A 13619-nucleotide genomic window follows, 5' to 3' on the forward strand; every position below is an offset into this window, starting at 1 on the left:
TGTTGTTGTCCCTTTACAGGTGGTGCTTGTAGGTGTCGTAGTCGGCGTCCGGTTCGCCGGTCGGCCGGAAGTACTCGATGTTGTCGATGCCCAGGCCCCATTCCTCCCGGGGCTTCCACACCGCTTCGACGCGCATACCCATCCGGACGTCGGCGGCATCGATATCCGAAACCAGGTGCAGGAACGGGATATCCGCGCCGTCGAGCAGGATGTAGGCCGCGACGTAGGGCGGCTTGATGCGCTGCCCGGCGAACGGGATGTTGATGATCGCGAACGTCGTCACCGTGCCCTTGTCCGGCAGCTCGAGGAAGTGGTCGAGTTCCTTACCGGTGGCCGGGTCGGCCTCGCGGGGCGGGAAGTACACCTTGCCGTTCTCGCCGGTGCGGCCGCCGAGCAGCTTGCCCTGTTCCAACGCCCGCAGGTAGGCGCTCTCCGGGGCCGAGGCGGTGTGCTGGATGGCGATCTTGCTCGGGATCACCAGCAGCGTCACCGGGTCGCGGTCGTCATCGGCGGCCGGCGCCGGGACGTCCTCGGCCTGATCGCCCGGCACGAAGTAGGCGATGTCAGTGATCGCGCCGACCGGCTCGTCGACCCAGTGCGCATGCACCCGGTCACCGGTCTTGATCTGGCCGGCCGGAACGTCGACGGCGTGCAGCAACGGGGTGTCAGCGCCGTCGAGTTTGATCAGTGCCCAGGCGAACGGGCGGTCCAGCGGCTGGCCCTCGAGAGGCTGTGGTTGCCACGTCCAGGACAGCACTGTTCCGACGCTGGCCACCGGTACGATCTCCGTCAACGGCTCGTAGGTGACCGGGTCGTACTCGGCGGCTGGCACGAGGACCCTTCCATCGGAACCGCGGACACCGACGATGCGGCGTTCACGCAGTGCCGTGAAGAAGGCGCTGAGGGTTGGTCCGACCGAACGGGTGTAGTCGAACGACAGTTCCAGCGGCGCCGAAAGGGGCGGCTCGTGCGAATCGGACAAGGCAGGGCTGCTTTGGCTGACTGTCACACCATCGAGTAGAACAGGTTCTAAGAATCGTGGCAAGGACCGGTTCCGGACAGAAAGGCAGTACCGATGAAGCTCGGACTTCAGCTCGGATATTGGAGCGCTCAGCCCCCCGAGAATCACGCCGAACTCGTTGCCGCTGCCGAGGAGGCCGGCTTCGACACGATGTTCACCGCCGAGGCGTGGGGTTCTGACGCGTTCACCCCGCTGGCCTGGTGGGGCCGGGAGACCAAGCGGATGCGGCTGGGCACGTCGGTGGTGCAGCTGTCCGCCCGCACCCCGACCGCATGCGCGATGGCCTCGCTGACCATCGATCACCTCTCCGGTGGCCGGCACATCCTGGGTCTGGGTGTCTCCGGACCCCAGGTGGTGGAGGGCTGGTACGGCCAGAAGTTCCCCAAGCCGCTGGCGCGCACCCGCGAATACATCGACATCGTGCGCAAGGTCTGGGCCCGGGAGGCACCGGTGACCAGCGACGGCCCGCACTACCCGCTGCCGCTGAGCGGCGAGGGCACCACCGGGCTGGGTAAGCCGCTCAAGCCGATCGTGCACCCGCTGCGCGCGGACATCCCGATCATGCTCGGCGCCGAGGGCCCCAAGAACGTCGCATTGGCCGCCGAGATCTGTGACGGCTGGCTGCCGATCTTCTACTCGCCGCGGATCGCGAGCATGTACAACGAGTGGCTCGACGAGGGCTTCGCCCGGCCCGGTGCCCGGCGTTCGCGCGAGGACTTCGAGATCTGTGCGACCGCGCAGCTCATCGTCACCGACGACCGGCCCGCGGTGATGGAGCTGATGAAGCCGCATCTCGCGCTGTACATGGGTGGCATGGGTGCCGAGGACACCAACTTCCACGCCGACGTCTACCGCCGGATGGGCTACGCCGAGGTCGTCGACGACGTCACCAAGCTGTTCCGCAGCGACCGCAAGGACGAAGCGGCCAAGATCATCCCCGACGAGCTGGTTGACGACTCCGCGATCGTCGGCGACCTCGACTACGTGCGCAAGCAGATCCCGATCTGGGAGGCCGCGGGCGTGACCATGATGGTCATCGGTGCGCGCAGCGTCGACCAGATCAAGGAAGCCGCCGCCCTTTTGTAGACACTTCTTGCAAGGTGTATACCCAGGGTCCTAGATTGTCCGGATGATGTCCGGGCGCTCAACTCAGGACGGTTGCGTCGCCGAAGATCATCTCGACGTTGGCCACCGACGTCGTCACCATGGCGCGCCTGGGCAGGTCCAGAGAGGCCAACTCCTTGGCGTAGGGGTGATCGCCGAGCGTGAGCTTGACGCCGCCCGGCCGCATCCGCAGGCCGTAGTTCGTCATCTCCGAATGAACCTCGCGCAGCGTGCCGTCGACGGAGGTGTAGGACGTCAACGGCCGGGGGCGCGGCCGCAGCGACGGGATCGGCAGGCCGCGGCTGAACTCCATCGCCGCGATCAGCGATCCGCCCTCGCTCACGTCGAAGGAGAACGGGTTGGCATCGCGCACCCGGAAGTCCGCCATGATCTTGGGGTAACCCCAAATCGTCCGTCCCGCTTCCAATGTGAAGGACTGGTCGACCGGAAGATGGTGGATGAAAGCCGCGGCATCGCCGAGGGCTTTGAATCCCTGGGCATTCGATCCGGGCGGGTTGACCATCACGCTGGTGCCGAATTCGTGGTACTTGCCGAGGTCGCCATCGATGTAGCGGGCGAGCATCAGGTTGACCATGGCGCGGCCGGGACGGAACTGGCAGACCTGCAATCCGCTGTAGTCGATGAGCTTCTGGGCGGCCTGAGCCGGCACCGAGAACATCGCGTTGTGGACGTCGGCTTTGCGAATGCGTACGGGCATGGTGAGCACCGTGCCGGCGATGGTGTGCTGCGACTGGGACATGCGGTCACTGTAATCCGCAGTCATAGAAATGTGGAAGGTAAGAAATGACGGGCATTTTGGCCGGCACCAAGCCGGACGTGGATCTGACCAACGGCAACTTCTACGCCGATCGCGGGGCGCACGAGGTGTACCGCTGGATGCGGGCCAATGAGCCGGTGTTCCGCGACCGCAACGGTTTGGCTGCCGCGGCAACGTATCAGGCGGTCATCGAGGCCGAGCGTGATCCGGAGACCTTCTCCAACACCGGCGGGATTCGTCCCGATCAGCCCGGCATGCCGTACATGATCGACATGGACGATCCGTCACATCTGTTGCGCCGCAAGCTCGTCAACGCCGGATTCACCCGCAAGCGGGTGATGGACAAGCTCGCCAGCATCGACGTGCTGTGTGACTCGCTGATCGACGCAGTGTGCGAGCAGGGCGAGTGCGACTTCGTCCGCGACATCGCCGCACCCCTGCCGATGGCCGTTATTGGCGACATGCTGGGCGTGCTGCCCGCCGAGCGCGCGACGCTGTTGAAGTGGTCCGACGACCTGGTGTGCGGACTGAACTCGGCCGCCGACGAGGAGACCCTGCAAGCGGTGATGGACGCGTTCGCCGGGTATTCCGCGTACGCCATCGAGACCATCGCCAAGCGCCGGACCGAACCCACCGACGACCTGTTCTCGATCCTGGTGAACTCCGAGGTCGAGGGTCAGCGGATGGACGACCAGGAAATCATCATGGAGACACTGCTGATCCTCATCGGCGGTGACGAGACCACACGGCATACGTTGTCCGGCGGGACCGAACAGCTTCTGCGCCATCAGGATCAGTGGGATCGCCTGATCGCCGACGACGGCCTGGTCGCCGGTGCGATCGAGGAGATGCTGCGCTGGACCTCGCCGGTGAAGAACATGGCCCGCACCGCGCTGCGCGACGTGGAGTTCCACGGCACGCAGTTGCGCGAGGGCGAGAAGATGCTGCTGATGTTCGAGTCGGCCAACTTCGACGAAGCCGTGTTCGGTGATCCGGAGAACTTCCGCATCGACCGGAATCCGAACAGCCACTTGGCGTTCGGCTTCGGCACCCATTTCTGCCTGGGCAACCAGCTGGCCCGCCTCGAGCTGAGCACGATGCTGCGCAAGTTGCTGCAGCGGCTGCCGGATCTGCGGCTGGCCGAGGGTGCGGAGGTGCCGCTGCGGCCGGCGAACTTCGTCAGCGGGCCCGAGGCGATGCCGGTGGTGTTCACCCCGACCAAGCGCGTCTTGGCCTAGCGGCCAAGCCACTTCCGCCGAGTGTGCGTCCGCATACGCCTGGACCGGCGTGTTGCGTACGAAACCGCACACTCGGCGCGGAAGGGGAGACCGCCTAGCGCATCTTGAACTGCGGTGCGCGCTTCTCCTTGAACGCCAGCGGGCCTTCCTTGGCGTCTTCGCTCAGGAACACCTCGATGCCGATCTTGGTGTCGATCTTGAACGCGTCGTTCTCGTGCAGGCCCTCGGTCTCGCGGATAGAGCGCAGGATGGCCTGCACCGCCAGCGGTCCGTTGTTGGAGATCACCTCGGCGATCTCCAGCGCCTTGTCCAGCGCCGACCCGTCCGGCACCACGTAACCGATGAGCCCGTACTCCAGTGCCTCGCGGGCGGTGATGTGCCGTCCGGTCAGCAGCAGATCACAGGCGATGGTGTAGGGAATCTGGCGCACCAGGCGCACCGCCGAGCCGCCCATCGGGTACAGGCTCCACTTAGCCTCGGAAATCCCGAACTTCGCGCTCTCGCCGGCCACCCGAATATCGGTGCCCTGCAGGATCTCGGTGCCGCCCGCGATAGCGGGCCCCTCGACGGCGGCGATCAGTGGCTTGGTCAGCCGGCGGCCCTTGAGCAGACCGTCGATCCGGGTCGGGTCGTAGTTCCCGCTCTTGAACGAGTCTCCCGGCGGTGCCTTGGTCGCGGCCTTGAGGTCCATGCCGGCGCAGAAGTAGCCGCCGGCCCCGGTCAGGATGCACACCCGGATGTCGGGATCGTTGTCGACGCGATCCCAGGCCTCGACCATGATCGAGAGCATCTCGGTGGAAAGCGCGTTGCGCGCCTCGGGCCGGTTGAGCGTGACGATGAGCGTGTGTCCGCGCTGCTCAATGAGGGCGTCGGGGCCTTTGTCGGGCTCGCTCATGGGTGCCTGCCTTTCTTCGTTGAGGGCACAGACTTGTCAAGAAATGTAACAGGTTCTAATTTGGGTCCGTGGCCCTGAACATAGCTGATCTAGCCGAACACGCCATCGACGCCGTGCCTGACCGCGTTGCCCTCATCTGCGGCGACGACCAGATCACCTACGGCGAGCTCGAGGAGAAGGCGAACCGCTTCGCCCACTACCTCATCGACCACGGCGTCAAGAAGGAAGACAAGGTCGGCCTGTACTGCCGCAACCGCATCGAGATCGTCATCGCGATGCTCGGCATCGTGAAGGCCGGCGCGGTGATGGTGAACATCAACTTCCGCTACGTCGAAGCCGAGCTGAAGTACATGTTCGAGAACTCCGACATGGTCGCGCTGGTCCATGAGCGGCAGTACTCCGACCGGGTGGCCAATGTGCTGCCCGAGACCCCGAAGGTCACGACCGTCCTGGTCGTCGAAGACGGCAGCGACCTCGACTACCAGCGCTACGGCGGCGTCGAATTCGAGGAGGCCATCGCCCAGGGCTCTCCGGAGCGGGACTTCCCCGAACGCAGCGCCGATGACATCTACCTGCTGTACACCGGTGGCACGACTGGATTTCCGAAGGGCGTCATGTGGCGCCACGAGGACATCTATCGAGTCCTGTTGGGCGGCACCGACTTTGCCACGGGTGAGTACGTCAAGGACGAGTACGACCTGTCCAAGCAGGCCGCCGCAGGCCCGCCGCTGGTGCGTTTCCCGATCCCGCCGATGATCCACGGCGCCACCCAGTCGGCCACCTGGGGCGCGCTGTTCACCGGCTCGACCACCATACTGGCGCCGGAGTTCGACGCCCACGAGGTGTGGAACCTCATCGAGAAGCACAAGGCGAACCTGCTGTTCTTCACCGGTGACGCGATGGGACGTCCGCTGCTGGACGCTCTGGAGACCACGATCGAGGACCGCGACCTGTCCTCGCTGTTCCTGCTCGCCAGCACCGCGGCCCTGTTCTCGCCGAGCCTGAAGGAGAAGTTCCTCGACCTGCTGCCCAACCGCATCATCACCGACTCGATCGGCTCCTCGGAGACCGGCTTCGGTGGCAGCAGCGTGGTGGAGAAGGGCGCTGCCCACGCGGGCGGGCCGAGGGTCACCATCGACAAGAACGTCGTCGTGCTCGACGAGGACGGAAACCCGGTGCAACCCGGCTCCGGGGTGCGCGGGATCATCGCCAAGAGCGGGCACATCCCCGTTGGCTACTACAAGGACGAGAAGAAGACCGCCGAGACCTTCCGCACCATCAACGGCGTGCGCTACGCCATCCCCGGCGACTACGCGACCGTCGAGGAGGACGGCACCGTCACGATGCTCGGCCGCGGCTCGGTGTCGATCAACACGGGCGGCGAAAAGGTTTACCCCGAAGAGGTCGAGGCCGCGCTCAAGGGCCATCCGGACGTGTTCGACGCACTGGTGGTCGGGGTTCCCGACCCGCGCTTCGGCAACCACGTCGCCGCCGTCGTCGCCGCGCGCGAGGGCACCCGGCCGACGCTGGCCGAACTTGATGCGTTCGTGCGCAAGGAGATTGCCGGCTACAAGGTGCCGCGCAGCCTCTGGCTGGTCGACGCGGTGAAGCGTTCGCCGGCCGGTAAGCCCGACTACAAGTGGGCCAAGGAGCAGACCGAGCTGCGCCCCGCCGACGACGTGCACGCCAAGCATGTGGGGGCCACCAGCTGATGCGCACCGACCTGTGCGACCGGTTCGGCATCGACTACCCGATCTTCGCCTTCACCCCGTCGGAGAAGGTCGCCGCGGCGGTGACCCGGGCCGGTGGCATGGGGGTGCTGGGCTGCGTGCGGTTCAACCACCCCGACGAGCTCGAGGCCACCCTGCAGTGGATGGACGAGAACACCGACGGCAAGCCGTACGGCGTCGACATCGTCATGCCGGCGAAGATCCCCACCGAGGGCACCGCTGTCGACATCGACAAGCTGATCCCGCAGGCGCACCGCGAGTTCGTCGACAAGACCCTGGCCGACCTCGGCGTCCCGCCGCTGCCCGCCGACCTGGCCCGCAACGAGGGCACCCTGGGCTGGCTGCATTCGGTGGCCCGCTCGCATGTCGATGTCGCGCTCAAACATCCGATCAAACTGATCGCCAACGCGCTGGGCTCCCCGCCGAAGGACGTCATCGACCTGTCCCATGAGGCCGGGGTGGCGGTGGCGGCGCTGGCCGGCTCCGCCAAACATGCGGTGCGCCATGTCCAGAACGGCGTGGACATCGTCATCGCCCAGGGCCATGAGGCGGGCGGGCACACCGGTGAGATCGGCTCGGTGGTGCTGTGGCCTGAGATTGTCGACGCCGTCGGAGACACCGCCGCCGTCCTGGCCGCCGGCGGCATCGGCTCCGGACGGCAGATGGCCGCCGCGCTGGCGCTGGGTGCCTCCGGGGTCTGGATGGGCTCGGCCTGGCTGACCGCCGCCGAATACGACCTCGGGGTCCGGGAGGGAAGTGGACCGTCGGTGATCCAGCAGGGACTGCTGGCGGCGGGCTCCAGCGACACCGTGCGCAGGCGGATCTACTCGGGCAAGCCGGCCCGGCTGCTCAAGAGCCGCTGGACCGATGCCTGGGATGCCGAGGGCGCTCCCGATCCGCTACCGATGCCGCTGCAGAACGTCCTGGTGGCCGAGGCGCATCAGCGGATGAGCGGATCGGCCGACCCGACCGCGGTCGCGATGCCGGTCGGCCAGATCGTCGGCCGGATGAACGAGATCCGGCCGGTCGCCGACATCATCGCCGAACTGGTTTCCGGCTTCGAGGCGGCCAGCCGCCGACTGGACGACATTCGCGACAGCTGAGCGCGCCGCGCGTCTACAGTCGAACGCGATGACGATCGACGTGTGGATGCAGCACCCCACCCAGCGCTTCCTGGCCAACGACATCTTCGCGTCGTTGCGCCGCTGGACGGGTGGCGAGATCCCCGAGCAGGAACTGCCGATCGCGGCCACCGTGGCGGCGATGGACGCCGCCGGGGTCGACATCGGGTTGCTGAGCGCCTGGCGCGGACCGCACGGCCATGACCTGATCTCCAATGACGAGGTCGCCGACTGGGTTCGGCAGTATCCGACCCGGTTCGCGGGGCTGGCCGCAGTGGACCTCGACCGGCCGATGGTCGCGGTCCGCGAACTTCGCCGTCGGGTGCGCGACGACGGTTTCGTCGGGCTGCGGGTGGTGCCGTGGCTGTGGGGCGCCCCGCCCACCGACCGCCGCTACTACCCGCTGTACGCCGAATGCGTGGAACTCGGTGTGCCGTTCTGCACCCAGGTCGGACACACCGGCCCACTGCGGCCCTCGGAGACCGGACGGCCCATTCCCTACATCGACGAGGTGGCGCTGCACTTCCCTGAACTCGTCATCGTGTGCGGTCACGTCGGCTATCCGTGGACCGAGGAGATGATCGCCGTCGCCCGCAAGCACGAGAACGTCTACATCGACACCTCCGCCTACACCACCCGACGTCTACCCGAGGAGCTTGTGGCGTTCATGAAGACCACAACCGGCGCCCGAAAAGTACTGTTCGGCAGCAACTATCCCATGATCGGGCACGCCCACGCCCTGGACGGTCTCGACGAGCTGGGGCTGTCCGACACCGCCGAGGCGGACTACCTGCACGGCAACGCGGTGCGGGTGTTCACCATGCTGAAGGCCGCGGCGTGAACGGCGCACAGGCACTGATCAGCACGCTGGTCGCCGAGGGTGTGCAGGTGTGCTTCGCCAACCCCGGCACCTCTGAGATGCACTTCGTGGCGGCCCTGGACACGGTGCCGCAGATGCGCGGCGTTCTCACGCTGTTCGAGGGGGTGGCGACCGGGGCGGCCGACGGGTATGCCCGGATCGCCGACGGCCCCGCCGCGGTGCTGCTGCACCTGGGGCCGGGGCTGGGCAACGGGCTGGCCAACCTGCACAACGCCCGCCGCGCGGTGGTGCCGATGCTGGTGGTGATCGGCGATCACGCCACCTATCACAAGAAGTACGACGCCCCGCTTGAGTCGGACATCGACTCGGTGGCCGGCACGGTCTCGGGGTGGCTGCGGCGCACCGGCGCGGTGGCCGACGTGGCCACCGACGCCGCCGAGGCCATCGCCTCGGCCCGCGTCGGCCAGCACATCTCGACGTTGATCCTGCCCGCCGACATCTCCTGGGGGGACGGCGCGGCTCCGGCCAAACCCGTTGCAGCCCAGGGTGGTCCGTCCGCACCGGATCTCGACGCGATCGCCGGGGTGCTCACTTCCGGTGCGCCGACCATCCTGCTGATCGGCGGGGATGCCACGCATGCACCCGGCCTGTCCGCCGCGGTGCGGGTGGCCCAGGCGTGCGGTGCCAAGGTCATCTGCGAGACGTTCCCGACGCGTCTGGAGCGTGGCGCCGGGCTGCCCGCCGCCGAACGGCTGGCCTACTTCGCCGAGGCCGCCACCGCACAGTTCGACGGTGCTGCCCACATTGTGCTGGCCGGGGCGCCGCACCCGGTGTCGTTCTTCGCCTACCCCGGCAAGCCCAGCGACCTGGTGCCCGACGGTTGCCAGGTGCACACCCTGGCCGGTCCGGTCGGAGCTGCCGCCGCACTGGATGCGCTCGCGCAGCGCCTGGCACCGGACGAGACCGCCGCGCTGGCGCCCGCGTCACGGCCCGCGCTGCCATCCGGCCCGCTGACCGTTCAGACCCAGGCCGATGTGATCGGTGCCCTGCTGCCGGAGCGGGCGATTGTGGTCGACGAGTCGAACACGTCGGGATTCCTTCTGGCACAAGCGACTGCCGGAGCGCCCGCCCATGACTGGCTGACGCTGACCGGTGGAGCCATCGGCTATGCGCTGCCGGTGTCGATCGGGGCCGCGATCGCCGCCCCGGACCGGCCGGTGCTGTGTCTGGAGTCCGACGGCTCGGCGATGTACACGATCTCCGCGTTGTGGACCCAGGCGCGGGAGAACCTGAACATCACGACCGTGGTCTACGCCAACCGGGCCTACGACATCCTGCGCATCGAACTGCAGCGGGTCGGGGCCCAGACCGGTTCAGCCGCCGACGGGCCGGGGCCCAAAGCGCAGTCGTTGCTCGACCTGACCAGTCCCACACTCGATTTCGTGCGCATCGCCAAGGGCATGGGGGTACCGGCCCGGCGGGTGGGTACCGCCGAGGAACTCGCCGACGCGCTGCGCTGGGCGTTCGAGGAACCCGGCCCCCATCTCATCGAGGCGGTCATGCCCTCGATCGCGGGCTGAACCGGACTAGACCCGCTTGACCGCGAACTGCGCGGCCTGACCGACCATGCCGTTGGCCGCGTACATCCCATGCGCGGCGCCGTCGTTGCCGCCGTCGGAGCAGATCGGATCCTGCGCCACACACATGTCGATGGTCTTGGCGGCGTACAGCGGACCGATGGCGATCGGCGGCGCGCCGATCGTGTTCAGGAACCCCGGCGAGGGCTTGCCGAACAGGGCGATCGCGGCGATGTTATCGGCGACGTCGTCGGGCATCGGACCGGTCAGTCCCGGCGGCGGAGTGAACCCGTCGGGCATCGCGTTGGCCGTCACGAACCCCATCACCGCCGCGCCCTGCGAGTAGCCGCCGAGCACCATCTTGGTGTTCGGGCAGTTCAGCGCGGTGGCCCGAATGTGGTTGCTGGCGTCCAGCACTCCGTCGACCGCCCGGGGAAAGTCGGTGCTCGCGGGGTAGTTGACCGGATACACGTTGACCGACTTGCCGCCGGCATCGGCGGTCACCGCGTCGACGAACGCCTGGCCGATGCGGCCGACGCCGGGCGGTTCCCAGGTTCCGCGGGCGAAGACCACTTCGATGTCGGGGCAATCGGCGGCCTGGGCATGCGGCACTGCCAGCAGCGACGCGGTTGCGGCGACGACCGCGCAGGCCAGGTACGGGAGTTTCACCCGGAAGCGGTAGCCGTCAGCGCGAAATTTCAAACACCGGGTCGGCGCAGTCCAGACCCTCGGCCGACAGCTTCCGTTTGATGATTTTGAACGTCTCGGTGCGCGGCACACTGACCCCGACCCGCACGAACCGCGGCCACTGCTTGGGGCCCAGGTCGGGCTGGTCGGCCAGGAAGTCCCGGAACCTGACCGGGTCGAACTCGGTGCCCTCCGGCACCACCAGTGCGGCCATCACCCGGTCGCCGACATCCGGGTCGGGGATGGCGTACACCGCTGCCTCGGTGACGTCGGGGTAGCGCATCAGCACCCGCTCGATCGGTGCGGTGCCCAGGTTCTCTCCGTCCACCCGCATCCAGTCGCCGAGCCGGCCGGCGAAGTGCGCGTAGCCCGCCTCGTCGCGGTAGGCCAGGTCGCCGCTGTGGTAGATGCCGCCGGCCATCCGCTCGGATTCGGCGCCCGGGTCCTTGTAGTAGCCGCGAAAGTTGCCGGGCCCGTTGAGGTTGACGAGTTCCCCGATCACACCGGGCGGGCAGGACTGGCCGGTGTCGACGTCGACGATGTCGAGGCCCTCGGGCAGCGGACCGAGTGCACCCTCGGGGGTGTCGGGGGTGCGGGCGATGTTCACCCCGCCCTCGGTGGACCCGAACCCGTCGACCACCGTCACCCCGAAGCGGGTGGCGAATCGGTCGATGTCGCGCGGTGCGGCCTCGTTGCCATAGACGATGCGCAGCGGATTGTCGGTGTCATCGGGTTTGGGCGGGGTGGCCAGGATGTAGGACATCGGCTTGCCGACGTAGTTGGCGTAGGTGGCGTTGAACCGGCGCACGTCCGGGATGAACTGCGATGCGGAGAATTTGCGGCGCAGGGCAATTCCCGCCCCGGCGGCCACCGCTGGTGCCCAGCCGGCCATCACCGCGTTGGAGTGGAACAGTGGCATCGACAGGTAGCAGACATCGCTGGCGCCCAGGCCGAACCGGTCGGCCAACATCACCCCGGGGCCGGCCACTTTCTCATGGGTGCACCGCACGGCCTTGGGTTCACCGCTGGTGCCGGAGGTGAAGATCAGCATGAACAGATCGTCGGAGGCACTGTCGGCGAAGGTGACCGGCGTCCCTCGGTAGGACGCCAGTTCCTCGGCCCAGGCCGGTGCCGCCACATCGATCACCGGCATCCCGGCCGGCGCGAAGTCCGGCCCGTAGGTCTGCTCGCCCGCCGGGTCGCCATCGGCCAGCACCAGCTGGCAGTCGGCGTGTTCGATATCGCGGCGCAGGGCCGCTCCGCGCCGGGTCGGGTTCAGCCCGACGACGACGAGCCCGCTCAGGGCCGCGGCGATGAGCACCCGGGAGAAGAACGGCGTATTGCCCAGCAGCACACCGACATGCGGCGGCTGGTCCGGATCGAGGCGGGCGTGCAGCGCAGCGGCCAGCGCGGCGGCATCGGAGATGTGCTCACGCCAGGTCGAGTAGGACCCGTCGTCGGCGCTGATGCCGCGGTCGTCGACGTCGACGAGCGGCACCAGCAGGCCGGTGACGGTCGGCTCACCGGTCACGGATCTGGTCAGGCCGGGGTCTCGGCCAGCTCACGACCGATCTGGCGCAGCTGCGTGGTGGCGCCGCCGAGGGCGAACTCCACTTCCTTGGCGGTGATGAAGTAGCGGTGCACCTGGTGGTCGACGTCGATGCCGACACCGCCGTGGACGTGCACGGTGGTGTGGGCGACCCGGTGGCCGGCCTCAGCAGCCCAGAACGCCGCGGTGGCCACCTCGATGTCGGCGGGCAGGTCCTCCGACAGCCGCCACGACGCCTGATCGATGGCCAGCCGCAGTCCCTTGATGTCGATGTAGTCATCGGCCAGCCGCGACGAGACGGCCTGGAAGCTGCCGATCGGACGGTCGAATTGCTCACGGGTGCGGGCGTATTCGGCGGTGAGTTCCAGGGCTCGCTCGAGAACGCCGAGCTGGTAGGCGCTGTAGCCCAGCGTCTTGTGGGTGGCCAGCCAGGCCAGCGCGTCCGCGTCACCCACCACCCGGTCGGCGCCGACCTCGGCGCCGGACAGGTCCAGTTCACCGGTGCTGTTCTTGCCCGTGGTCAGCAGCGGCGTGACCGAAACCCCCGGGTCGGTAGCGGTGACCAGGAAAAGCTTTGTCCCCGAATCGGTCTCGGCCGGAACCAGGAAGGCGTCGGCAACGGGTGCGAACGGGACCTGGATCCGGGTGCCGGTAAGGCGGAACCCGGCACCGGATGCGGTGGCCTGCACCGGGCCCTGGCCCCACTCGCCGTCGAGGGCGACGGTGACGATCTTCTCGCCCGCCACCGCCGGTGCGGCCCACTGCTGCTGAAGGTCCGCGGAGCCGAAGCGGGCCAGCGCACCGGCGCCGAGCACCACCGACTCCAGGTAGGGGACCGCGGCCAGCTGGCGGCCGAGCGCGGCCAGGATGGCGGTCTGCTCCAGCGTGCCGAACCCGCCGCCGCCCATCGATTCAGGGGCGGCGGTGCTCAGGATGTCGGCGTCGATCAGCTTGCGGCACAGCTCGGTGTCGAAGCGCTGATCGAGGCCGTCGAGCGCGCGCTGATGCTCCGGTGTGCACACCGCGTCGACGATCGTACGGACCAGGCCCGAGAGATCCTGTGCTGCTTCTGTTCTGGTGAAATCCATGTCAGTCCTCT

The 13619-nt window shown here is 67.9% G+C and carries 12 protein-coding genes; 6 read left to right on the forward strand and 6 right to left on the reverse strand.

Translation table 11 applies throughout. The features are described 5' to 3' along the window. Positions 1–13 precede the first annotated feature (13 nt). Positions 14–1009, reverse strand: a complete 996-nt coding sequence (locus BN3385_RS10185; protein ID WP_082690414.1) for a Zn-ribbon domain-containing OB-fold protein — start codon at positions 1007–1009, stop codon at positions 14–16. 66 nt (positions 1010–1075) lie between these two features. Here BN3385_RS10185 and BN3385_RS10190 point away from each other — a divergent pair, with 66 nt between their 5' ends. Then, the gene (locus tag BN3385_RS10190; RefSeq protein ID WP_059016674.1) at positions 1076–2107 is read left to right on the forward strand and encodes an LLM class F420-dependent oxidoreductase; all 1032 of its coding nucleotides are present in this window, start codon (positions 1076–1078) and stop codon (positions 2105–2107) included. 58 nt (positions 2108–2165) lie between these two features. On the opposite strand, the gene BN3385_RS10195 is transcribed toward BN3385_RS10190, so the two are convergent. Then, on the reverse strand, positions 2166–2885 hold the full coding sequence (locus tag BN3385_RS10195) for an acetoacetate decarboxylase family protein (protein WP_059016675.1): 720 nt from the start codon (positions 2883–2885) through the stop codon (positions 2166–2168). 44 nt (positions 2886–2929) lie between these two features. On the opposite strand from BN3385_RS10195, the gene BN3385_RS10200 reads away from it, so the two are divergent. Then, positions 2930–4141 (forward strand): cytochrome P450, encoded by a 1212-nt coding sequence (locus tag BN3385_RS10200; protein WP_059016676.1) that lies wholly within the window; start codon positions 2930–2932, stop codon positions 4139–4141. Positions 4142–4235: 94 nt separating this feature from the next. Here the strand turns inward: BN3385_RS10200 and BN3385_RS10205 are convergent, their stop codons facing one another. After that, positions 4236–5036: a crotonase/enoyl-CoA hydratase family protein gene (locus tag BN3385_RS10205; RefSeq protein WP_059016677.1), complete on the reverse strand. Its 801-nt coding sequence runs from the start codon at positions 5034–5036 to the stop codon at positions 4236–4238. A gap of 68 nt (positions 5037–5104) precedes the next feature. On the opposite strand from BN3385_RS10205, the gene BN3385_RS10210 reads away from it, so the two are divergent. From BN3385_RS10210 to BN3385_RS10225, 4 genes are read left to right on the forward strand one after another with little or no spacing between them, the layout of a single operon-like run. After that, entirely contained in the window at positions 5105–6748 is a 1644-nt protein-coding gene (locus BN3385_RS10210) for an acyl-CoA synthetase (protein ID WP_059016678.1), read from the forward strand. Next, positions 6748–7869 carry an NAD(P)H-dependent flavin oxidoreductase gene (locus tag BN3385_RS10215; RefSeq protein WP_059016679.1) on the forward strand — a complete coding sequence of 374 codons (1122 nt, stop codon included), beginning with the start codon at positions 6748–6750 and terminating at the stop codon, positions 7867–7869. The genes BN3385_RS10210 and BN3385_RS10215 overlap by 1 nt, the downstream gene beginning before the upstream one ends. A 28-nt stretch (positions 7870–7897) precedes the next feature. After that, positions 7898–8728, forward strand: a complete 831-nt coding sequence (locus BN3385_RS10220; protein WP_059016680.1) for an amidohydrolase family protein — start codon at positions 7898–7900, stop codon at positions 8726–8728. Continuing rightward, on the forward strand, positions 8725–10287 hold the full coding sequence (locus BN3385_RS10225) for an acetolactate synthase large subunit (protein ID WP_059016681.1): 1563 nt from the start codon (positions 8725–8727) through the stop codon (positions 10285–10287). Before BN3385_RS10220 ends, BN3385_RS10225 begins: the two co-directional genes overlap by 4 nt. Before the next feature lie 6 nt (positions 10288–10293). Here BN3385_RS10225 and BN3385_RS10230 read toward each other — a convergent pair whose 3' ends face one another. Genes BN3385_RS10230 through BN3385_RS10240 form a run of 3 tightly spaced genes read right to left on the reverse strand, consistent with a single transcriptional unit; the run spans position 10294 to position 13608 of the window. Continuing rightward, positions 10294–10953: a cutinase family protein gene (locus BN3385_RS10230; protein ID WP_156432712.1), complete on the reverse strand. Its 660-nt coding sequence runs from the start codon at positions 10951–10953 to the stop codon at positions 10294–10296. Positions 10954–10969: 16 nt separating this feature from the next. Continuing rightward, entirely contained in the window at positions 10970–12502 is a 1533-nt protein-coding gene (gene fadD17, locus BN3385_RS10235) for a long-chain-fatty-acid--CoA ligase FadD17 (protein ID WP_059016683.1), read from the reverse strand. An 8-nt stretch (positions 12503–12510) separates the two neighbouring features. Continuing rightward, positions 12511–13608 carry an acyl-CoA dehydrogenase family protein gene (locus BN3385_RS10240; protein WP_059016684.1) on the reverse strand — a complete coding sequence of 366 codons (1098 nt, stop codon included), beginning with the start codon at positions 13606–13608 and terminating at the stop codon, positions 12511–12513. Positions 13609–13619: the final 11 nt, after the last annotated feature.

Origin of the sequence: Mycobacterium sp. M26, assembly GCF_001494595.1 — a bacterium.
Classification (GTDB): domain Bacteria; phylum Actinomycetota; class Actinomycetes; order Mycobacteriales; family Mycobacteriaceae; genus Mycobacterium.